Annotated in this window: 20 protein-coding genes; 12 read left to right on the top strand and 8 right to left on the bottom strand. The window is 43.4% G+C overall.

The features are described from left to right. The 5 genes from OCV63_RS08660 to OCV63_RS08680 all read right to left on the bottom strand — a co-directional run. Window positions 1-238 (bottom strand): transposase-like zinc-binding domain-containing protein (locus tag OCV63_RS08660; protein WP_416862024.1); only part of this gene is annotated, 238 nt, incomplete at its 3' end. Window positions 239-821: 583 nt separating this feature from the next. Then, window positions 822-2,063 (bottom strand): hypothetical protein, encoded by a 1,242-nt coding sequence (locus OCV63_RS08665; protein ID WP_158363446.1) that lies wholly within the window; start codon window positions 2,061-2,063, stop codon window positions 822-824. Window positions 2,064-2,082: 19 nt separating this feature from the next. Then, on the bottom strand, window positions 2,083-2,940 hold the full coding sequence (locus OCV63_RS08670; RefSeq protein ID WP_158363447.1) for an SIR2 family protein: 858 nt from the start codon (window positions 2,938-2,940) through the stop codon (window positions 2,083-2,085). A 3-nt stretch (window positions 2,941-2,943) separates the two neighbouring features. Then, window positions 2,944-3,981, bottom strand: a complete 1,038-nt coding sequence (locus OCV63_RS08675) for a ParA family protein (protein ID WP_158363448.1) — start codon at window positions 3,979-3,981, stop codon at window positions 2,944-2,946. Beyond that, window positions 3,978-4,943, bottom strand: coding sequence for a DNA-methyltransferase (locus OCV63_RS08680; RefSeq protein ID WP_262670738.1), 966 nt, complete (start codon window positions 4,941-4,943; stop codon window positions 3,978-3,980). The genes OCV63_RS08675 and OCV63_RS08680 overlap by 4 nt, the downstream gene beginning before the upstream one ends. Before the next feature lie 39 nt (window positions 4,944-4,982). Between OCV63_RS08680 and OCV63_RS08685 the strand changes: the two genes are divergently transcribed. Next, window positions 4,983-6,377, top strand: a complete 1,395-nt coding sequence (locus OCV63_RS08685) for an IS3 family transposase (protein WP_158363450.1) — start codon at window positions 4,983-4,985, stop codon at window positions 6,375-6,377. A 41-nt stretch (window positions 6,378-6,418) separates the two neighbouring features. Here OCV63_RS08685 and OCV63_RS08690 read toward each other — a convergent pair whose 3' ends face one another. Beyond that, a complete protein-coding gene (locus tag OCV63_RS08690; RefSeq protein WP_158363451.1) occupies window positions 6,419-7,366 on the bottom strand; it encodes a hypothetical protein in 948 nt (315 codons plus the stop codon). A gap of 201 nt (window positions 7,367-7,567) precedes the next feature. On the opposite strand from OCV63_RS08690, the gene OCV63_RS08695 reads away from it, so the two are divergent. Both OCV63_RS08695 and OCV63_RS08700 read left to right on the top strand, forming a co-directional pair. After that, window positions 7,568-8,050, top strand: coding sequence for a hypothetical protein (locus OCV63_RS08695; RefSeq protein ID WP_158363452.1), 483 nt, complete (start codon window positions 7,568-7,570; stop codon window positions 8,048-8,050). A gap of 17 nt (window positions 8,051-8,067) precedes the next feature. Next, window positions 8,068-9,645: an AAA family ATPase gene (locus tag OCV63_RS08700; RefSeq protein WP_158363453.1), complete on the top strand. Its 1,578-nt coding sequence runs from the start codon at window positions 8,068-8,070 to the stop codon at window positions 9,643-9,645. 97 nt (window positions 9,646-9,742) lie between these two features. Here OCV63_RS08700 and OCV63_RS08705 read toward each other — a convergent pair whose 3' ends face one another. Continuing rightward, window positions 9,743-12,457, bottom strand: coding sequence for a metallophosphoesterase family protein (locus OCV63_RS08705; protein WP_262670740.1), 2,715 nt, complete (start codon window positions 12,455-12,457; stop codon window positions 9,743-9,745). A 16-nt stretch (window positions 12,458-12,473) separates the two neighbouring features. Continuing rightward, a complete protein-coding gene (locus OCV63_RS08710; RefSeq protein ID WP_262670741.1) occupies window positions 12,474-14,213 on the bottom strand; it encodes an ATP-binding protein in 1,740 nt (579 codons plus the stop codon). Window positions 14,214-14,568: 355 nt separating this feature from the next. On the opposite strand from OCV63_RS08710, the gene OCV63_RS08715 reads away from it, so the two are divergent. The 9 genes from OCV63_RS08715 to atpG all read left to right on the top strand — a co-directional run bounded on the left by OCV63_RS08715 (window position 14,569) and on the right by atpG (window position 21,276). Then, window positions 14,569-15,789 (top strand): O-antigen ligase family protein, encoded by a 1,221-nt coding sequence (locus OCV63_RS08715; protein ID WP_158363456.1) that lies wholly within the window; start codon window positions 14,569-14,571, stop codon window positions 15,787-15,789. Between the two features lie 128 nt (window positions 15,790-15,917). Continuing rightward, window positions 15,918-16,190 (top strand): AtpZ/AtpI family protein, encoded by a 273-nt coding sequence (locus OCV63_RS08720; RefSeq protein WP_262670742.1) that lies wholly within the window; start codon window positions 15,918-15,920, stop codon window positions 16,188-16,190. A gap of 14 nt (window positions 16,191-16,204) precedes the next feature. Continuing rightward, the gene (locus OCV63_RS08725; RefSeq protein WP_158363457.1) at window positions 16,205-16,621 is read left to right on the top strand and encodes an ATP synthase subunit I; all 417 of its coding nucleotides are present in this window, start codon (window positions 16,205-16,207) and stop codon (window positions 16,619-16,621) included. 38 nt (window positions 16,622-16,659) lie between these two features. Continuing rightward, complete coding sequence (locus OCV63_RS08730) at window positions 16,660-17,418, top strand: F0F1 ATP synthase subunit A (protein ID WP_158363458.1); 759 nt, start codon at window positions 16,660-16,662, stop codon at window positions 17,416-17,418. 50 nt (window positions 17,419-17,468) lie between these two features. Beyond that, on the top strand, window positions 17,469-17,747 hold the full coding sequence (gene atpE / locus OCV63_RS08735) for an ATP synthase F0 subunit C (RefSeq protein WP_158363459.1): 279 nt from the start codon (window positions 17,469-17,471) through the stop codon (window positions 17,745-17,747). 46 nt (window positions 17,748-17,793) lie between these two features. Further along, the gene (gene atpF / locus OCV63_RS08740) at window positions 17,794-18,297 is read left to right on the top strand and encodes a F0F1 ATP synthase subunit B (RefSeq protein WP_158363460.1); all 504 of its coding nucleotides are present in this window, start codon (window positions 17,794-17,796) and stop codon (window positions 18,295-18,297) included. Next, window positions 18,294-18,833, top strand: a complete 540-nt coding sequence (atpH, locus tag OCV63_RS08745) for an ATP synthase F1 subunit delta (protein ID WP_158363461.1) — start codon at window positions 18,294-18,296, stop codon at window positions 18,831-18,833. Before atpF ends, atpH begins: the two co-directional genes overlap by 4 nt. Before the next feature lie 36 nt (window positions 18,834-18,869). Continuing rightward, on the top strand, window positions 18,870-20,399 hold the full coding sequence (gene atpA, locus OCV63_RS08750) for a F0F1 ATP synthase subunit alpha (RefSeq protein WP_158363462.1): 1,530 nt from the start codon (window positions 18,870-18,872) through the stop codon (window positions 20,397-20,399). A gap of 19 nt (window positions 20,400-20,418) precedes the next feature. After that, on the top strand, window positions 20,419-21,276 hold the full coding sequence (gene atpG / locus OCV63_RS08755; protein WP_158363463.1) for an ATP synthase F1 subunit gamma: 858 nt from the start codon (window positions 20,419-20,421) through the stop codon (window positions 21,274-21,276). The last annotated feature ends 29 nt before the right edge of the window (window positions 21,277-21,305 follow it).

A 21,305-nucleotide genomic window follows, 5' to 3' on the forward strand; every position in this document is an offset into this window, starting at 1 on the left:
ATATATTCCAAAACTTTACTGTCTTTCTTCGAAAGGTTCTTCCTTCTCCAGGCATCATTGCTTGAAATTCTTTTCCAAACAACCAATTTAAAAAGAACTGCAATTCCTTAGATTCATTATTTATTTTATGTGTCGACGATGTTTTGCAGCTCTTACAAAGCCAACGTTGCGAACCTGCTTTTGTCTTTCCTGATTTAACACATTTTTTACCACAAATAGGACAATTTACTTGATTCATTTAACCTTCCCTCCATGATTCTAATTTTAAGGAAGATTAAATGCCTGCAAACCCTTTATTTTCAAGAGCTCACAGTACTTTCTATCAACACGTTTTGTCCACCCTCAAAGTTGTTCAGAAAAAGATTAAACCGCCTTCAGCCCTTTATTTATTGGGGCTAAAGACGGTTTTTATCAACACGTTTTGTCCTATAAGTCGCCATTTTAGAGCCACTAAGCCATTTACCATCAAATTTGGGTAGATGGCTTTTTCATTTGTTCGTTATTCCTTTTTGATGTATAAAAAAACACAACCCTTGATTTCTCAAGGGTTGTGGAAAGATTCACTCTTTATTTGGCTCTACAATTAGAGATTACTCGACGATTGTAGCAACACGTCCAGATCCTACTGTACGGCCACCCTCGCGGTGCTTTTGAGAAGGAATCTATTTGCTTTGGATTGATTTTGCTTGCTTTATTGATTCGTATTATCTAGGTTTTCATGTAATATCTGTGGTTTTTGAAATTTTTAGAACCATATTAGAACCAACCTATATATTATATCTCCCCTCACCAAAAAATTTTCTTATTATTTCACAATATATTCAACTTTCTAACATTGCGATAGTATCGCCATCAAGAGATAGGGAACCTAATATTAAAATATATAGTAAAAATGTCTCCTCTCTTACTATATTAATCTTTTCTCTATCCTTTAAAACATCTTTATGAAAATATCCATTTCGATTTTTTATTCTCCACATCGATAACTGTTTTTTCAAATATCGCATTACAAAATGTGTGCTCGTCCCTAATATCTCATCAAACAAATCATCATTTTCATAATTCGCAATAAAAAACTCTAAAGATCCCAATGTCGTGTCAATTTCTTGTGTATTATTACTTTCAATTGTCATACCACGAATTTGACGTCCTTGGCCAACATAAAAAACTATTTTCCACAACAATTGTTCAATAGATTTCAAATATCCTGTAATTATAAAAGTATTATCCAATTCCGGTAACGAAAAATACTTTTTTACCAACCATTCCGAAGTAAGAAATGCAGTAGCAAAGTTACTATTTCCTAGCAATACTCTATATCGTTTCTGTTCCAAAAAGAGATTTTTAATTTTTTCCCAATTAACCCTATTCAAATCTTGAAATTTATTGCTAATTACACGATCATATTCAAAATTAAGAAATTCTTGCTCTAGCTCATTCTTCAATATCTTCAAGTTATGCGAATTAAGAATTTCTGTCACTTGATATCCCACAGCCTGATGCATTTCATCTTTATATGATATCATGGCTTTCTTAAATAATTCAAACTCAATATTTCCAAATTGCTCTAAGAGAAATTCTTCGAATATTTTAACATTAAGTCTATCTGTATTGTATTTTTCATGTGCTGTACGTTCATACCTTGCAATTATATTTCTACTCTGATAATTATCTTTTATTAAATATATAAGATACACTGGGCAAGAACACCTTTGAACATTATATATAAACTTATGATAAGAATCTGCATTCATCACACTTGGAGATGTTTTTAATTCAACATAACTCATTTCTCCTTTAACAGACATTTTTAAATCAAATGGCTCGTCTGCGCTTGTTCTTTTTACATCTATCTCATACTTTTTACACAGATCATATATTAACTTTTCAACATGCTGAATTGCAATTAAATTAAATTCATCCAGTATCTTTTGATACAATTTATCATTCAAATCCTTCACTTCAAAAATAGACTCTATTGATGGTTTTGAATTTCGTATAACCAAAATGTCTCTTCTTTTTTCCATTTCAGCCAATAATTCTTTTTTAAATCTTTGATACATATTTTCCCCTATTTTGCCGTTATGGCATTCCTCGTTCAGCTCTTAATTCAATTACTCTGTCGCGTAACTCCTCCAAACTTGTCTCCAGACAACAATATTCATCCCCATATTCTATTAAAGAAACATTATATGTATCTTTCCAATGTTTAATAAGCTGCGGCTTATTTCCCGATTTATCTATCATATAATGTGGGCATGCTGAATTAGCCGTGTTATGTAAAAATTGCAAAAGCAAATTTATATCTGGATCATTTAAACTATATCCAATAAAAACAACTGTATGTGTTAAAAATAATGCCGTCATTAAATGATAAAATTCCGGATATTTTTCTTGAGCCTGGTAATATTGTTTTGCTGTAAATATTAATTTTTCAGTGTCATCAATATTCCCATGCGCTTTTATGATAAGATTTTCGGGAGCTTTTATACTTCCTATTATCGAACGTGTATTTGTATAATCAAATGTTACGTATTCGGGTTCATGACACAATCCCTCATATAGCCTATCAAAATTCGTTGTTATAACAATTTTACTGTCTAATTCTTTAATCAAACTATGCACCTTCGAAGGTTTGTAATTTCCCCTCAAATACTGCTTTTTCAGATAATTACTATATTCCCCAGAATCACATCTATCAGCAATGGCTTGTAGCGCCAATAAATAATTCTGCTTTTTTAACATTTCATCAACAAAATCGATATCATCTTCTGTAGGATTTTTCATTTTTGTTTTAATATTATTTAAAAAATTTTCCCATGTATCTGGTGATTCACCTTTATCATTTTTAGCCGTTGCCGATACACCTGCGCCCAAAAAAATCAAACATCTTCTGTATGCAAGTTCCTCTATCAAGTTATCTGGCCATATATTACTCATTTTTTATTCCTCTGTATTTTTTATAAAATTTTCTGCAATTGTATCTAAATACTTTTTATAATTTTCAACACTACTTGTTTGATTCCCTCGTACACCGTCTGCATATAACAATTTAAAAATAGGAGTATTCGATGTCTGTGACAAAGGAATTATGCTATAAACATACGGAACATCTCCTAGTTTTAAATCATCACTTAAAATTCCTTTTTTCACAAATTTTCCAAGTGCCTTTTCTATCTCTGCATGAAAAGCTTTGATAACATTTTCATATGCCTGTGTTGGGCGTTCTCCAGACTTAAATTTTCTCTTTGAATACTGTTGAATTGAATATCCAATATAACGTGTACTTTTATTTACATCTGTATTTATTAAATATCTTTCAAAAAACTTTTTACTCTCCTCCTCTCCAAATTTTCCAATAAATGTTTTAATTGCACCTTCATATAATTTCATCCATCTATCAATCCAATCCCCAATATTTGATATTCCTAATAAACTAAAAATATCCGAAGCCATCGGGGTTAAAAAATAATCTGAATTAAGTAATGCACTTCTATTTAACGCTCCCAAAGATGGACCTACATCTATTAATATGTAGTCAAACCCCATATTTTCTTTTTTTAATTGATTAAGCCAGTTTAATTTTCTAATTGCTCCTTTATCCCCTGATAAGGTTTCTGACCAACTTTTGCTCATGGTATCATCAATGATTGACAATTTAGGATGACCTGGTATTAATGAAATACCAAATTTATTTTGTTCTTCTTTAACTGGAATCGGAATATTATTAAAATTAGCATCTCCCTCTTCCATGTCTCTAAAATAATCATATATTGTTTTCCTAGTATTTTCATTTGTTGGATCATAAAATTCTAACCATATCTCTTCTGGCAGAATTGCCTGAGTAGAGTTAGATTGAGGATCCAAATCTACAACTAATACTTTTTTGTCTTTATAAAAAGATAAATAACTTGCCAAATTAATAATCGTCGTTGTTTTACCAACGCCGCCTTTATTATTAAAAAATGTTATTACTTTCATTCCTTCACCTCCGGAAGCCAAAATCCATTTTTTTTTCGCAATTTTATACTTTTTTTTGTAAATAAAACATTTTTATCCCTTCTTATTCTCTCTAAAATTTCTTCATCTTTATCAGGAGCTGTTAATCTATTCTTTATTACTCCACAATCTCCTAATTCTATACCAATCCAATTTCTATTCATTAATTCTGCAACTGCAAACGTTGTTCCACTCCCACCAAATGGATCTAAGATCAAGTCTCCTTCATTGCTACTAAAAGAAATTACTCTATCTAACAATTTTACAGAAAGCTCGTTATATATTCTATTTTTTCCTTTCCTGACAGGGAAAATATCATACCATACATCCGAAATATTAACTCCCAGTGGATTCATCTTATCTTTGTATCCACCATAATCTTTGTATTCACCGCCACAATGTCTGCATGTTTGAATTGGTAATCTTTGTTTATTAAAAATCCTAGGTTTTTTCCCTTTTGTAAAATACAGCAATCCATAATGTGATGGTGTATATTTATCCTTTATTGGAAAACTATTTTTCATATCAATAGCTATCCAATTCTGAAAGCAAAGTTTTGAGCTTAAATATTCCGCATAATAAATACACCACTTTGGAATATTATATATATATATCGCACCGCCTGGTTTCAATACTCTTACACATTCATCTAACCATTTCTTGCTCCACTCCATATATTGACTAACAGACAAATTATCACTTCTTCCATTTGCATACTCCTTTTTCAAATTAAATGGGGGGTCTGCAAAAATCAAATCGACTGTCTCACTCTTAATTCCCGGTAATATTTCTAAACAATCTGCATGATATAATTTTCCTTTTTGTGTTTTAAACTCCTCTTTTAATTTTTTTACTTTTTCTTCTTTCTTTTCTTTTTCTAATAAACTCGCTATTACAGATACTTTTTCATAATAACTTTCTTCATACTCTGAGGGTGCGGACAAAATTCTGGACTACTATAGGGCTTTGAAAGGAGCCTTTTTATGTATTCAAAAGAACAAAAGGATATTGCACTACGGATATATCATCAAACAGAGTCTGTAACTGAAACTATTAGGATTCTAGGGTATCCAACACGTAGAAATCTGTACACATGGATTGCTGAGGAAAATACCCCACCCAAAACAAGGAAAGAATACCCTGTAATTGATAATCCTCCTGATCATCCTCGCAATCCTCCATTAGAAGTAAAATTAGATGCAATTCACCGTTGCTATGAGCTCGGAGAAAATATAAAATATGTTTCAGAAGACATTGGGTATAGTAGAGCCAGTATTTATCAATGGCGAAAACGTTATTTAAAAGAAGGTACATTAGGTCTTATGAATCACAAAAACATTACTCCGGGAACATTAGTAGAAGGTTCTGTTTCAAGTACAGATATTTCTTCTGATGAAATAAATCAGTTGAAGGCTCAAATGCAAGATATGCAATTAGAAATAGACATTCTTAAAGAAACGATAAATGTATTAAAAAAAGACCCAGACATCGATCAGAGTGCTCTCAGCAACAGAGAGAAGGCGGTGATAATCGATGTCTTGAAAAATAGATACTCACTGCCATTATTATTACAGAAATTACAATTATCAAAAAGCAGTTATTATTATCAGGAACAATCCCTACAAAAAGAAGATAAATATACACTTTTACGTGTTAGAGTCATTGAATTATTTACAGAGAATAAAGGTCGATATGGTTACAGACGAATTCACGCCCTACTTAAGCGTGAAAATATAATTGTCTCAGAAAAAGTTATTCGTAGGATTATGAAAGAAGAACAACTTGTAGTAAAAATCAAACGAACTCGTAAATATAATTCCTATCAAGGTGAAATATCTCCAGCAGTAGATAATCTAATTAACAGAAATTTTTCTGCATCTAAACCTAACGAAAAGTGGTTAACAGATATAACCGAGTTTGCAATTCCGGCAGGAAAGGTTTATTTATCGCCTATAGTAGATTGTTTTGATGGCTTACTTGTCAATTGGAATATAAGCACTTCTCCAGATGCATTACTTGTCAATTCTATGCTTGACGATGCAGCTAAATTACTATCTGTAGGAGAAAAACCAATCATACATTCAGACAGAGGCGTACACTACCGCTGGCCAGGCTGGATTGACAGGATGGAGAAAAATGGTTTCATACGATCAATGTCAAAGAAAGGCTGTTCACCTGATAATTCTGCCTGTGAGGGCGTATTTGGAAGAATTAAAAATGAGATGTTCTATAATGCAGATTGGTCTGGGGTAAACATCTCAGAATTTATTGGTATTTTAAATGATTATCTTTATTGGTATAATGAAAAAAGAATAAAAAAATCATTAGGATATTTGAGTCCTATAGAGTACAGACATAGACTTGGATTGGTCACTTAGATAGTCCAAGAAAATGTCCGCACCCTCGCCTCCTCTTATTTTTAAGTCCATTCATCTTCATCAAAATCCAATGATACATATCGATCTCCAATGAGATCTACCTGTAATTCACGTTCAAAACGCTCCTTCCCCAATTCTTTATGCATAAAGTCTACTTCATTTATTAAATCAATAGATACAGTCTTGTTACATAAATCAGCGACATATCCCTGTATTGCGTCACTGTCAAAAGGAAGAGGAGTTATCGTGCCGATGTGTTCTAAGAGTTTATTTCCATAATCCTGATTTCGCAAATAAATCAGGAGTTCTTTTATTGCTCGCTTTTCCTTTTTCATTATTTTTTGGTAAGAACATCTTTCATCGTCCCAAACAAATATTCTTTCAGCGGCAGAGTCAGGCCTTAATTCGTATGCGAAAATGCCTTTGGAAGGAGCAATATCTTTTATAACGTTATAGTATTTTTGACATAGGCGGCCAATAGTCTTACCTAGAAAATCTTTTATATCATCAGTATTAATTAAAACCGGATGCCCGGGATTATAAGTTTCGGGTACATCGGGGCAATATTTTTTGATATAGTTTGTAAGCAGTTTTTCATCATTATAATTATATGCAAAAAAATCAAAACGACCATAACGCTCTACAGTATAGAATTCAGCTAATACAGCTAACAGGGCGTTTTGCGCTGAAGAGAACGATATTTCAATATGATTACTTATTTGGTTGTGCAGCTTTTTGTGGCTGTGGATTTTTATATTTTCCAGAAAATCCTGGATTTTATCCAGCTCTACATCATTTAGTACAACTAGCAGAATTTTTTGCAGGCGTTCAATGCCGACAGATAAATGATATAAAATAAAGAAAATATCCGAGACCTCTTCATAGGTATCAATTTTATTTATTTTTTCCAGGGCGGCATAGACGAATTCACCGGCTACATCCAGTTCCTTGGCCATGACAATACTTTCTCGCATTTGCTTGGTATTCATAAACGTAATTCCTCCGTATATATTTTTGAGATATCCTAGTTTAGGTTTTGCTATTATTTAATAGTATACTTGATAGAAATGGTTTTGAATAGATCTATAACGAAAAAACATAGAATAAAATAGACGAAATAGATTGACGAAAAGCGAAAGAATTGATAGAATAAAGAAGAAATAAAACAAAACGGCGAGGAGAAGAACAAAATGGGGAAGAAGACAGATACGAGCAGCAGGTTGAGAGCTGCAATTGAGGAAATAATGAAAGATGAAAAAAAACGGAAAATATCAGATATACAGGATGAATTGAGTAAACGTGGTTTTATATTAGGGGAAGACTATAATACAAACCATATTTCGGGAGTGTTGCGTACACTCAGAGAAGCTGGATGTCTGGAAAATCCGGATCGGGGCGTTTATCAAAAAAAAAATGCGGATGTGAAAGAAAAGTATGAAGAAAAAAGCACAGACACGCCGAAGAGACAGGAAGAATCCGAGGCTCACATAAAAGAAGTGAGCAAAATAGAGGAAGAGTTTATCTGCTCTATCCGGCAGGGAATTCAGTATTTAAATGCGGAAACAGAACACATTAATTATTCTGAGCTTGCTGCAAAAGATGGAAAAAGGCTGATACACCTTATAGAAGTGAAAGAAGAAATAGAAAAAATACTGAAAAGCGTATATGAGTAGACAGGGAGTAAAGAAGTATGAAGGGATATCGGTTTTTCTTGAATCGTAACAATGCGACAGATGGGTTCCATGAGTCCGTCAGCGGGCGTTATTATGTAGATAAATCAAAGATTATAACGTTTATAAATTCAAAAATTTCCACGAAAGAAAAATGGATATGTGTGACACATCCCAGACGTTTTGGTAAAAGTATGGTAGTTGAGATGCTGGCCTCCTATTATACAAAAGGCTGCAAGGCAGAAGAACTTTTTCGGGGATTAAAAGTAAAGGAGGATCCCTCTTTTTATCAGCACTTAAATAAGCATAATGTGATATATATGAATTTCAGCGGGTATTTTGAAAATACCATTGGATCCGACGGAGGAATTGAAAAGCTCAGTAAGAATCTTCTGCATGATTTGAAAGAAGAATATCCGGGTCTGTTGGACGAAAAAATGGAGCTTCCATTGGCTTTGGATATGGTGCAGCAGGTTACAGGTTCCAAATTCATCTTCCTGATTGACGAATGGGATACTATTTTCCGGTTTCAGAAAAATGAGAAGGCAAAACAGGAGCAGTTTCTGGGATTTCTGAAACTTTTATTTAAGGATCGAACCTATGTGGAGCTGGTATATATGACGGGAATTTTGCCCATAAAAAAGTATAATACAGGTTCTGCGCTGAATATGTTCCGGGAGTACACAATGCTGGAACCGAAGCAGATGGATCCATATTTTGGATTTAGTAAAGAGGAAGTAAAAGAGCTATGTCAGACTGCATCTGAGGATATGTTTGAAGAACTTACGGAATGGTACGATGGCTATTGTGGTCTGGGAGGAGTAGAAAAATATAATCCGCGTTCCGTGATAGAAGCATTAGAATCAGGAATATGCAGTGATTACTGGGCAAATACGGGTGGTTTTTCCGAGCTGGAAGATTATATTACCATGGATTTTGACGGCTTGGGGCAGGCCGTCACAAGACTTCTCGGAGGGGAAGAAATCCCGGTAAATGTTCTTGGCTTTTCCAATGATTTGGACAGCTTTCGTGATAAGGATGAAGTGATTACAGCTCTGATACATTTGGGGTATCTGACAATTCGAAATGGGAAAGCAAGAATTCCAAATCGGGAAATGCAGGAAGAGTTTGGCAATACGATAAAAAAGCTTTCCTGGGGCGAGGTATCCCGGTTACTGAATCAATCAAAACGCCTTTTAGAGGCAACACAGCAGATGGATGCGGAAACGGTAGCACAGATTCTGGAGGGAGTTCATGATGGGATGCATGAATTTAAAGAGTATAACAACGAACATACCTTGAAATGTGTGATACATCTTGCGTATTATGCTGCAATTGACGAATATGAGCTGAAATTTGAAGAAAATGCAGGAAAGGGTATTGCAGATTGTATTATGATTCCAAGAAAGCAGTCAAATCCTGGAATTATTTTAGAGTTAAAATATGATGGAAATGTAGACGAAGCATTGACGCAGATAAAGACGAAAAATTATATCACCGGAATCCCGGACAGAGTAAAACAAGTGATTTTAGTAGGAATCAACTATGATAAGAAAACGAAGAGACATGAATGTAAGATGGAGCGTATAAAAAGATAATACAGTAGAAAATATCCATGAACAGAGGGCGAGGCCCGCGAATTCGCGGCCTCGCCCTCACTTTATCATGACTGCGCCCAGGACAAATTACCCGAACCTAAATATCAATTCTATGACTCCCGGCCAGCTGCAGATTCTCCTCAGCCTCGGCTTCCAGAAGATCGAAATCATGCAGAATATCCGCATTTTTCTCAAAGGCATGAGCTACGTCTTTTTCGCCCTCCAGGGTGTAGAGAACCCAGTCGGCAAAATGACCGGTCTTCATGACGAGCTCCTGGTGCTCGGACAGCTTGGCCTGCATCTGTGAGACCAGGGCGGTCAGAACCGGACGGGTCAGATGATGATAGTCCCGATACATCTGCGCGATGGAATAGATGAAATTGCGCATCAGATTATAGTGCTCCAACCGTTTGGGATTGGATACGGTTTCGGGAAGCTCCTGGTAAAGCTTAAAGAATTCATCTAAATTCGTATCCTTTTCTGCTCGTATCATGCGGCGGATTCTGGGTAAGTGGTAGAAGTATCCGTCTTTATCGTGTTCCAGAAGGGAATAGCCCTTGCTGTTTAAAACATTTATCACACGCATAAAGCAGTAGCTGATATTTTCGTGCATATAAGCATCCCGAAATGGTTGGTCAGCAGGGGTAAGCTGAAAGACAGCTGTAAAATCTTCCAGCTTTTCGGCCAAATCAGTTCCGGTTCTTACTACAGCGGAGGAGAGCTCATTGACGGAAAGAGTATCCGTCAGGGTGGGTCTGGCGTTCGGTGCAGTGTTCTGCATATCCCATGCGATCCACTTGGTCAGCTGTTCCTGATAAATCAGATATTTCTGGTGAATCTCCAGAATATCGTGGGTCATTCGAACATAGCGGAGAAAAAGCCCGGAGTCTTCCGTGGAAATCTGAGCGATGTGGGCGGGATTCAGTTCATCAGCAAACTCGGAAAAGGGAACGCGTAGGGTGAGCGCCCGGTTCGTCGCGGTCTCCTGGCTCAGTTCAAAGTCCACAAGAATGGCGATTCCTCCATTTTCAAAATCAGATTCCCATGCGCTTTTTTGCTTATTCCAGCGAAATTCTCCGGCGGCGATATATTGCGCCGTGGGGTGAAAATAGTATCCGAAAAGCTGGAGATCCGGCAGATCTGCGCCGTCGTTGTACCAGATGTCGGTCTCCTGCGTAAATTTTTTGCGCAAACCGGGATGCGGCATTTTGGCGGCAGGCAGGTGACGGACAGATTTTCCACTAAGGGCGTCGCTGAGTAGCTCAATGGTCAGATAATCGGTCTCATCGGCCTGTTCGGGCAGCTGAAATTTGATGTGAAAATGATTTTCAATCCGGGCAATGCGCTCCATCTGCTCCAGCCAGAAATCGGTCTCCTGGCAGAGCTCTTTCCAGGATTTCTGATTAGAGTGGACGGAAAAATGCAGGTTGTATGCTTCGTTCCCGGTCACCTTGACAAAGGCCTTCCGGGCACTGAGATATTCCTTTATCCGTCGGAACCGGTAAAGACGCTCGTCCACATCCTGATAACAGCTCAGCCGGTAACAGAAAGAGATTTCCGGTAAAGCGGATCGGGATTCTGTCAGGGTAATCTGAAATCCGTCGGCGCGGATATGGAGGCAGCTTCCATAAGGAAAAGAAAGCCGCAGTATCTGCACCGGACAGAAGGGAGTGATGCTGCCGTCCAGATAGAGAAATCCCGAATATTCTTCCCGGGCGTCGAATTGCTCCTTCCAGCTTTGATAGGTGCCTTCGGACATCTGGTAGAGCTGTTCAGGAAGACAGGCGGCGGACCTGGGGACGGGAAAGGCTTCCGTGGAAGTAGCAGGCGTCTGTCCGGCCGCATTTACAATCTGGTTGATCTTATAGCCGGACGTCTGCAGTGCAAACGGATAGACGCTCTTATCTGCTCCGCTGGGGTAGATGTAGGGATAGGGAGCCCAGCCGTCCGGGGAGTTCCAGAGGTACACGCGGATAGCGCCGGTACAGCTGGAAGGGTCGTATTCGCCCAGGATGATGCTGCTCTTGGTGCCTTCGTCTTCGTGAAGCAGGTTGCCGCATTGGAATTCGAAAAAATAATCCCGTTGTTGCCGCAGCAGATCCGAATGTTCGTGTCCGGCAAACCAGAGCTGGACATTGTAGTCCCGCATGAGGCTGAGGAGCATTTGCTGCTCCGCCCGGGACAGGTAATCGAAGGAGTAATGGGTCAGCAAAATCGTAGGCTTTTGCTGATTGAGCTGCTCCAGCAGGTTCAGAAAAAGCTCAGAACCGATGATCAGATCGCGCTCCCGACCGTGCATATAGGAGAGCGTGGTGTCAATGTGGAGCAGGTTAAAGTCGTCGGTCTCGATGCAGAAATGGGGATGAACCGGGTCGCGGTAACAGGCCAGACGGGGATCGTTTTTGGGGTATAATTGTTCCATAAGGGCGGTGAAATCCTGCTTTCCGTCCGAGATACGGGTCAGAGCTTCCGGTGAAATCGTTCCCGCCTTAGGATGATAGGACTCCATCATTTCCTCGATGGCGGCCTCGCGTGTTCCTGCTTTCCGATCGATGTCGTGATTTCCCGGAACGATATAAAGATGGTTTATATCGGTGCCGACAGCGTCGCAGAGAGCGGCCAGAAAGGAAAGGGTATCCTCCGCGAAATCACCGGATGGCGCATAGCGCAGATCGCCGGTAAAGAAGATGTAATCGCAGAGAATATGATTTTCCCGCAGATATTCCGGCAGCTTTTTGCGCATGAGCCGGGTGTCTACGTCCTGTTTGTTCAGATGGATATCGGACAAATGCAGCCATTTGATCTTTTTCATAAGTAGTCCCCCTTCATTAATCGTCGGAAGAATCCTTATGGGTTTCGTCGATGGCGGTGGACAGGACAGCGCCCCACTGATTGCGGAGCTGTTCCAACAGAGCTTCATTTTCACGTTCGAACATGGTTTCCGCCTTGGCGTAGGCGAAAAGCATCATAAGAAGGGCGTCCCAGGTCTTGCGACTGGAGCCGGAATCGTCCGTGATACGGGCGGTTCGGAGGGGCTTCATGATCGCGTCATAAAAAGGATGATTTACATTCAGCTTGATAATGACGGAACCCGGAGTGTGAACGGTTTCAAAGAAGAAGGATTTCGGATAAGAAACCAGCTCGACCGAGTAGGGTTTGCTGCGCAGTTCTTCCTTTTTCTTTTCCTGAGCAGCTTTTTGCTCCTGGGGATCAGGCCGCTTGGTAGACAGGGCCTCCTGGACGGTCAGATTCAGTTTGTTGTCCGCTTCTTCCGGCGTCACCTGTGTGGTGCCGGGCCCCTGCGGCAGATTGTGGGAGATTTCAGCCATGGTATTTTCCGCGGCAGCGAAATCGCTTTGTTCTTCGTCGGCAGCGGCTTCATTTTTGGAGAAAAACTCCCGGATAATTTTCCGGGCGCCCGGTATATATTTCATCAATTCATTTCGAATCTGCTCTTTCAGGCTTTCGATGGGCTCTGCGCCACGTTTGATATAGCGGACCTGAAAATAGCTGTCCAGTTCAGGCGGGAAAGAGATTTCGCAACCCCAGAAACGGTCAATATCAAGGGATTTGGCTTCGCCCTTTTTTCCGGTGATATAGGGGACATGTCCATACAGGACCTCGCGATCAGCCCGGAGAATAGATATGCCTTCGTTTTCGTGGATTTTTCGTTTTCGAGCTTCCTGAGAACCTCCATCGCCTCGGATTTTTCGCCACTCCTCGGGAAGCAGAGTCAGGTGGATGATGACGTCTGCCGTCTTTCCGGGCTGATTTTCGATTTCCTTGGGAATGCGGATGGTTCCCCAATCGGTAGCTTTCGGCTCCATGGGAAGCCCTTTTTCCCGGTTCTCTGCGTCAAATTTCGTCGGACCCGCGATGTAGAGCGGATCATGAAGATAAATCGGCTCCGTCTGAAAGCCGGGCTCCCCGTCCATACGGAGATGCATGAACAGTTTCAAGCCCCGTTCAATAAATTTGCGGTAGGTCCGTCCCAGATAATGGGCCAGTCCCTCCAGATCGCCGTCGATACGGTCGCAGTTTTTCAGAAGGACGATGGTTCCGGCCTGGCCTTTCAGAAGAGCGGCGTACTCTTCCGCAGGTGTTTTGGGAACGGGAACCGGCAGCTTCTTCAGCTTGCGGGCGTTGACCTCGTCCAGGTCGATGTAAGAATAGAGAAAATCCTCTTCCGGATTCATGCGGGAATAGACTTCTACACGCCGGGCCAGGGAGATACTGCCCAGGGTCATGCCCACGCCGAAGCGTCCGATTCCCGGCCGTTCCCGGTTGGCGGGACGGATGGATTCGCCCAGAGCCAGGCATTTGCTGATGGTGGTGAAATCCATGCCACAGCCGTTATCGGCCACGGCGATCTCGGTAATTCTGGTTTTGGGCCGTCCTTTCCCTTTTTGTTTGCTTCTGGTAATGCAGAGATCGATGCGGGCAGCGCCGGCTTCCACAGAGTTGTCGACGATTTCGCCCATTCCGTTTTCCGGGGAATACTCGTTATAGCGCAAGGACTCATAGAGCTTGTCCACGCGGATTAAGGGCATCTGTTCTTTTAAAGTCATAAATTGACCCTCCTTAAAATGATTTACCGAGTCCCATAAAAAAAGCGCCATGCAGTTTTGCAAGGCGCAACAGAACATCATTGTCGGATAAAGTCATATAAAAACAGACCGCCCCTTCACGGGCCGGAATAAAATAACATTCATATGGAAAACTTTATCATCGATCATCCTGCATTTCTGTCCCCACGATACGATGCCGCAGAGCTCTTACAAAACTCGATTACTTATTAATTAGCATAATCTTCCATAGATGTCAAGTGTTTCCGCAATGCGGGGCCTTCTGCTACTTGTAGCGTCCATAAAAACTTGTTATAATAAAAAAAGATTTTTGTATTGTAACGAAGGGAGTATTCCAATGAACTGGTTGAAGGAGCATGAGGCGGATTCCTGGATTTTGAAAGGCGCGATCGTCTTTTTCCTGTTGTTTCCGGCGTTTTACAGCCCTTATACGGATGTGTACCAGAGCGCCTATTACGCGGGCTTTTCCTGGGCATACTTTATGATGGCGCTATATATGGCGATACAGGTATGGAAGAAGAAGGAGAAGATCTGGCCGCTTTCGGGCGCGGCGCTGGTTTATTTTGCCGGACTGCTGGTGTATAATCTATTGTCACTGTATTTTAATCACAAGTATCTGCACTGGTACTGGGAGCAGGTAAATAATACCGTAGCCTTTGTGCTGTTTGCGGTGCTCGCCATCTTTCAGGTGCGGCCGGATGAGGGAAAGCAGGATAATGTCCGGTTCCTGCTTCATTGTATCGTGATATCGAATGCGGTCAGCCTGGTTTATTATCTGATGGGCTACACCAAGTTTATGGTCTGCAACAATCAGTTTATTTTCTTTGAACTGCCAGGGGATTTCTATGAATCCCGCCATTACTGGATTTACAGCCATAAAAGCGAATATGCGCTGATGCTGGTGGCCTTTATCGCCCTGTTTATCGCGTATCGGAAGAAGTTCCGGAGCACAGTGACCTTTGCGCTCAGCACGGCGCTGCTGCTTGTCTGCCTGTATTTGACCCATTCCTGGACGGGAATTGCGGGCGTGTTCCTGATTATTATTGGAAGCGTGCTGGATCAGGTGGACTGGAAGCATTTTAAGATGAAAAAATGGTATTATCCTGCAGCAGGAGGATTTTTGGTTGTGGCCGGAGCAACGGCCTATAAGCTTATGGCGGAGCGCAACATTATGAACCTGGGTAACCGGGTTCCCATCTGGAAATCTGTATGGCAGATCATTCTGAAGCATCCGGAGGGCTGGGGTCTGCGCTTTGGCGAGTCGGTCATTTCCGTGGACGAGCTGGGCGGTTTCCTGGTAAATAATGCCCACAATGTATTTTTTAACCAGATGCTCCGGTTTTCCATCCCGGTGGGTATCGTATTTACCCTGTTGTTCCTGGGGATCGTCATTTATACCCTGGTAAAAGGCAGGAGCTTCCTGCTGGCGGGCACCTGGGCAGCGCTGCTGGTTTTGCTGGATATGGACTATGCGCTGATGAGTTCCCAGATGGCGCTTCTGTTTCTGGTGGTATGGTTGATTACCATTTACAAAGCCCCTATTTTTAATAGGAAATAAGGCTTCGGCGCTGTGATTTTAAATGTTAAAAAAACATAAAAAAATTGACTTGCGCCCCCGAAAATAGTAATATCAGAAGTGTGTATACAAAGAAAAACGGAAACGACGAGGCAGGAGAGAACGCGGAAATGAAAGAGATGAAATGGTGGATGGATATCGTGAAAAATCTGACCATGCTGACCCAGTTCAGCTTCACTCTGGTGACGCCGCTTCTGATGTGTCTGGGTATTTGCTGGCTGCTGTGCGCGAAGGCGGGACTTGGCGGCTGGATTTATATCCCGGGATTTTTCTTTGGCATGGGAGGCTCCGGAATGGTGGCCTGGAAACTGTATGTATCCGTGACCGGCAGACAGAAAAAGGAGGAGACGAAAAAGCATATCTCCTTCAACCGGCACGAGTAGAAAAGGTGGAATGTATGAGCAAGCTTTTGGACAATATGCAGCCTGCGATTAAAGAGGAGACGAAGCATGTGGCGATTTATACGGCCACAGGCGTGGCGCTCATGTGGCTGGTATTTCTGGTACTTCACTTCACAATGCCGGAAAAGGTGCCGTTTAATTACACGGTGATTCTCGGCGGACTCGGCGGCGGAGCTGTCGCCGTGCTGAATTTCCTGTGGATGGGTCTCATGGTGCAGAAGGCGGCCGCGAAGGCAGGCGACCAGGACGCGGTGAAGACCCTGGTAAAAGGAAGCTATTCCCAGAGAATGTTGTTTCAGATGCTCTGGGTGATCATAGCGATTATCGCCCCCTGCTTTCACTATGCGGCGGGTATTCTTCCGCTTCTGTTCCCGGGAACGGGAATCAAGATCATGGGAATTTTGAAGAAATAGGAACTGTTGGAATATGTGAAGTTAGGAGGTGAAGATGCATGGAAGTGGATATTTCAGGTGCGCGAGTCTTTTTCACGATACCGACGAATATTCCGATACTGGGCGATCTTCAGATTAGTGAAACCCTGGTGGTGAGCTGGATTGTCATGGCGCTGATCACAGGCCTTTGTATCTGGCTGACCCACGACCTGAAGGTGGAGAAGATCTCCAAGCGTCAGGCGGTGGCCGAGATGTTGGTGGAAATGGCCAATAAATTTGTCATTGGAAATGCAGGCGAGAAGTTCCGGAAGCTGATTCCTTTTGTGGCGGCTCTGTTTGCCACAAGCGTGGTTTCGAACCTTATCAGCTTAATCGGTCTTCGGAGTCCGACCGCGGATCTTTCGACCGAGGCTGCCTGGGCGATTGTGGTATTTATTATGATCACAGCCCAGAAGATTAAGACCAGTGGATTCGGCGGTTATCTGAAGGGATTTACCACTCCGATTGCCGTTATGACGCCGTTCAACGTATTGTCTGAGCTGGCTACGCCTATCAGTCTGGCCTGCCGTCATTTCGGTAATATCCTTTCGGGCGTAGTTATCAACGCACTGATTTACGGAGCCCTGGCTCTGGCCAGCAGCAAGCTGCTGGGACTGCTTCCGGGTGTGCTCGGAGGCGTGCTGTCGCAGATCCCGATCCTGTCGGTAGGCCTTCCGGCGATTACGTCGGTCTACTTCGACTGGTTCTCTGGCGTAATGCAGGCATTTATTTTCTGTATGCTGACGGTGATGTATATCGCCAACGCGGCAGAGGAATAAGCTTAGTTAAACTATTAAAAAACTAAAAACCATTTTAGGAGGAAATCAATATGGAATTTCAGTTACTTGCAAAAGGTATCGCATTAGCAGGATGTGCAATTGGAGCAGGACTGGCGCTGATCGCCGGTATCGGACCTGGTATTGGAGAGGGTAATGCCGTATCCAAGGCCTGCGAGGCTATCGGACGTCAGCCGGAGTGCAAGGGCGATGTTACATCTACCATGCTGCTTGGCTGCGCTATCGCAGAGACCACCGGTATCTACGGTTTCGTAACCGGTCTGCTTCTGATCTTCGTTGCGCCGGGTATGTTCATGAACTTCCTGGGATAATCCGCGTTACGTTGCCGGATCATTAGAAAATCAGGAGGTTACAGATATGGATGTACAGGAATTAGTTGGTCTTGTGCCGTGGACGTTTGTCGCGCAGATTTGTAACCTGTTTATTCAGGTATATCTGATCAAGCGATTTCTGTTTAAGCCTGTAAATGAGATGCTCGAAAAAAGAAAGGCTCTGGCGGACGCCCAGATTCGTGAAGCCGAGAAGGCCAAGGCGGACGCGGACGCGATTAAGACGGAGTACGAGCAGAACATGAAGGAAGCGAAGGAGAAGGCAAATGAGATCCTTACCACCGCCCAGAGAACGGCGGCGCTTCAGAGCGAAGAGGTGCTGAAGGAGGCTGCTTCGCAGGCGGCTGCCCTGAAGTCCAAGGCAGAGAGCGACATCGCCCAGGAGAAGAGAAAAGCGGTCAATGAAATCAAGGATGAAATTGGCGGCATGGCCGTGGAGATTGCCGGAAAGGTAATCGAGCGGGAGATTAGTGAAGAGGATCACACGAAACTCATTGACGAATTTATCGCGAATGTAGGTGAGGCATCATGACACAGTACGCCAGATTGTATGGCGGCAGTCTCTATGACCTCGCTGCCGAAGAAAATCTTACGGACGCCATCGGGGAGCAGATGAAGGAGATCCGGGTGATCTTCCGGGAAAATCCCGATTATGTGAAGCTGCTTTGCGAGCCCTCAGTTCCGAAGACGGAACGGACCAAGCTCATTGAGGACGCTTTTGGCGGACAGGCAGAGCGTTATCTGGTGAATTTTATGAAGCTGCTGTGTGAGCGGAATCTCCTCGGAGAGTTCGCGGGCTGCTGTGAAGAATTTATACGGCGCTATCACGCGGATCACGGAATCGCCGAGGCGGTAGTGACCAGCGCAGTGGCTTTAAGCGACGCGCAGCTGTCGGCCCTGAAGGCGAAGCTGGAAAAAATCAGTGGAAAAACCGTGGAGCTGGTACAGAAGCTGGATGCTTCTGTGGTGGCAGGCTTACGTGTGGAACTGGAAGGAAAGCAGCTTGACGGAACGGTTCAGGCCAGAATGTCAGGAATTTCCAAAAAACTGAACGAAGTAATCGTGTAACTGAAAAAATAACTGTTTAAAGGATGGAATGGAAACATGCAATTAAAACCAGAAGAAATCTCCAAAGTCATCCGCAGCCAGATCAAATATTATGACAATGCCATTCAGCAGAACGAGACCGGTACGGTCCTGATGGTCGGCGACGGTATTGCCAGAGCCAGCGGCCTTGTCAACTGTATGGCAGGCGAACTGCTGGAGTTTGAGGACGGCAGCTTTGGTATGGCCCAGAACCTGGAAGAGAACAGCGTGTCCATCGTATTGTTTGGTTCCGATGAGAACATCAGCGAGGGACAGACTGTAAAACGTACCGGCAAGGTCGTATCCGTTCCGGTCGGAGAAGCGATGATTGGACGTGTCGTAAACGCCCTGGGACAGCCGATCGACGGCGCAGGCCCTATCGTTACGGATACTTTCCGGCCGATCGAGAGTCCGGCTCCCGGTATCTGCGAGAGAAAGAGCGTATCCGAGCCGCTGCAGACCGGTATTAAGGCCATTGACTCCATGGTTCCCATCGGACGTGGACAGCGTGAGCTGATCATCGGTGACCGTCAGACCGGTAAGACTGCCATTGCGGTAGACACCATTATTAACCAGAAGGGACAGGACGTAATCTGTATCTATGTAGCCATCGGTCAGAAGCGTTCCACCGTAGCCAATCTGGTAGAGACTTTGACGAAGAACGGCGCCATGGATTACACCATGGTCGTAGCTGCGACTGCATCCGAGGCAAGCCCGCTGCAGTATATCGCGCCCTATTCCGGCTGTGCCATGGGCGAGTACTTTATGAATCAGGGAAAGCATGTGCTGATTATCTATGATGATTTGACCAAGCACGCGGTAGCTTACCGTGCACTCTCCCTGCTGATTCGCCGTCCGCCCGGCCGTGAGGCTTATCCGGGTGACGTATTCTATCTGCATTCCAGACTTCTGGAGCGTGCGGCGAAGCTGGACGATGAGCATGGCGGCGGTTCCATGACGGCGCTGCCCATCATCGAGACTCAGGCAGGCGACGTATCTGCCTACATCCCGACCAACGTCATCTCCATCACAGACGGACAGATCTTCCTGGAGACTGAGCTGTTCCACTCCGGCGTTATGCCGGCGGTAAACCCGGGTATCTCCGTATCCCGAGTAGGTGGTAACGCACAGATCAAGGCTATGAAGAAGGTAGCCGGTACCCTGAAGCTTCTGTATTCCCAGTACCGCGAGCTGCAGAGCTTCGCCCAGTTCGGTTCCGATCTGGATGCCGATACCAAGGCCCGTCTGGAGCAGGGAGCACGTATCGTGGAAGTCCTGAAGCAGAACCAGAACGCGCCGGTAGCGGTAGAGAAGCAGGTAGCGATTCTCTATGCGGTTACTAAGGGCATCCTGACAAAGATTGCCACAGAGGACGTAAAGGCATACGAGGCAGGTCTCTATACCTATCTCGACACCGACGCCACAGGCGCTGCGGCTATGCAGGAGATCCGCTCCACAGGCAAGCTGGAAGCTGATACCGAGCAGAAGCTGAAAGAGGCCCTGGATGCGTATACCGAGCAGTTTCTGAATACAAAGCCTGAAAAATAAGTGATAGAGGAGGAAGCATATGGCTGCAAATATGAAAGCGGTGAAGCTGCGTATCCGAAGTGTGCAGAGCACCATGCAGATCACCAAGGCGATGGAACTTGTAGCATCCTCCAAACTGCGTAAAGCAAAGGAACGTGCAGAAATCTGCCGTCCTTATTTCCGGGAGCTTCATGAGACCCTGCAGGACATCGCGGATGGCAATACGGATTTGACCTCTGTGTATGTAAAACCGGCGGTGTCTGAAAAATACTGCTATGTGGTCATGGCAGGAGACCGCGGCCTGGCCGGCGGCTACAATTCCAATATGTTCAAGGCTGTGGAAGCGGCCATGGAAGGAAAGGATTGTGTGGTACTGCCCATCGGCAAGAAAGCGGTGGAGCATTTCCGGAGAAAGGGAATTCCCTGCATCACTGAGAAGTATGCGGAGATCGAGGACGTCTCGGTGGCCAACTGCTTCGAGATGGCCAATATGCTCTGCGGGGAATTCAAAAACAAGGAATTCGGTCATATCGAGCTTTGTTATACGAAGTTCGTGTCCATGCTGTCACAGCAGCCGGATAGGATTTCCATGCTGCCGCTGTCGGATCTGGCCAGAACTGAGGAGAAGAAGGAGCCGGTACGGAACCTGATTCTCTACGAGCCCAGCGCGGAGGAGGTCTTTGACGCCATCGTGCCGGAGTATCTGGCAGGTCTTATCTATGGCGGCGTCTGCGAGTCCCAGGCCAGTGAGCTGGCGGCCCGGAGAATGGCCATGGAGGCCGCTACCGGCAATGCGGAAGAGATGATCGAAAACCTGAACCTGTTTTATAACAGAGCCCGTCAGGCCAGCATAACGCAGGAAATCACAGAGATTGTTGGAGGTGCGGAAGGCATCTGATGAGGTGCGGGCGAAAGCCTGCAACCTGA

It is taken from the genome of Laedolimicola ammoniilytica (genome assembly GCF_025567165.1).
Classification (GTDB): domain Bacteria; phylum Bacillota; class Clostridia; order Lachnospirales; family Lachnospiraceae; genus Laedolimicola; species Laedolimicola ammoniilytica.

Bases quoted from the DNA above. Each gene is read 5' to 3' on its own strand.
- atpH (WP_158363461.1), top strand. From the start codon at position 18,294: ATGACACAGTACGCCAGATTGTATGGCGGCAGTCTCTATGACCTCGCT.
- OCV63_RS08670 (WP_158363447.1), bottom strand. From the start codon at position 2,940: ATGAGTAATATATGGCCAGATAACTTGATAGAGGAACTTGCATACAGA.
- atpG (WP_158363463.1), top strand. From the start codon at position 20,419: ATGGCTGCAAATATGAAAGCGGTGAAGCTGCGTATCCGAAGTGTGCAG.
- OCV63_RS08685 (WP_158363450.1), top strand. From the start codon at position 4,983: ATGTATTCAAAAGAACAAAAGGATATTGCACTACGGATATATCATCAA.
- OCV63_RS08675 (WP_158363448.1), bottom strand. From the start codon at position 3,981: ATGAAAGTAATAACATTTTTTAATAATAAAGGCGGCGTTGGTAAAACA.
- OCV63_RS08730 (WP_158363458.1), top strand. From the start codon at position 16,660: ATGGAAGTGGATATTTCAGGTGCGCGAGTCTTTTTCACGATACCGACG.
- OCV63_RS08695 (WP_158363452.1), top strand. From the start codon at position 7,568: ATGGGGAAGAAGACAGATACGAGCAGCAGGTTGAGAGCTGCAATTGAG.
- OCV63_RS08715 (WP_158363456.1), top strand. From the start codon at position 14,569: ATGAACTGGTTGAAGGAGCATGAGGCGGATTCCTGGATTTTGAAAGGC.
- atpA (WP_158363462.1), top strand. From the start codon at position 18,870: ATGCAATTAAAACCAGAAGAAATCTCCAAAGTCATCCGCAGCCAGATC.
- OCV63_RS08710 (WP_262670741.1), bottom strand. From the start codon at position 14,213: ATGACTTTAAAAGAACAGATGCCCTTAATCCGCGTGGACAAGCTCTAT.
- atpF (WP_158363460.1), top strand. From the start codon at position 17,794: ATGGATGTACAGGAATTAGTTGGTCTTGTGCCGTGGACGTTTGTCGCG.
- OCV63_RS08690 (WP_158363451.1), bottom strand. From the start codon at position 7,366: ATGAATACCAAGCAAATGCGAGAAAGTATTGTCATGGCCAAGGAACTG.
- OCV63_RS08720 (WP_262670742.1), top strand. From the start codon at position 15,918: ATGAAAGAGATGAAATGGTGGATGGATATCGTGAAAAATCTGACCATG.
- OCV63_RS08725 (WP_158363457.1), top strand. From the start codon at position 16,205: ATGAGCAAGCTTTTGGACAATATGCAGCCTGCGATTAAAGAGGAGACG.
- OCV63_RS08665 (WP_158363446.1), bottom strand. From the start codon at position 2,063: ATGTATCAAAGATTTAAAAAAGAATTATTGGCTGAAATGGAAAAAAGA.
- atpE (WP_158363459.1), top strand. From the start codon at position 17,469: ATGGAATTTCAGTTACTTGCAAAAGGTATCGCATTAGCAGGATGTGCA.
- OCV63_RS08705 (WP_262670740.1), bottom strand. From the start codon at position 12,457: ATGAAAAAGATCAAATGGCTGCATTTGTCCGATATCCATCTGAACAAA.
- OCV63_RS08700 (WP_158363453.1), top strand. From the start codon at position 8,068: ATGAAGGGATATCGGTTTTTCTTGAATCGTAACAATGCGACAGATGGG.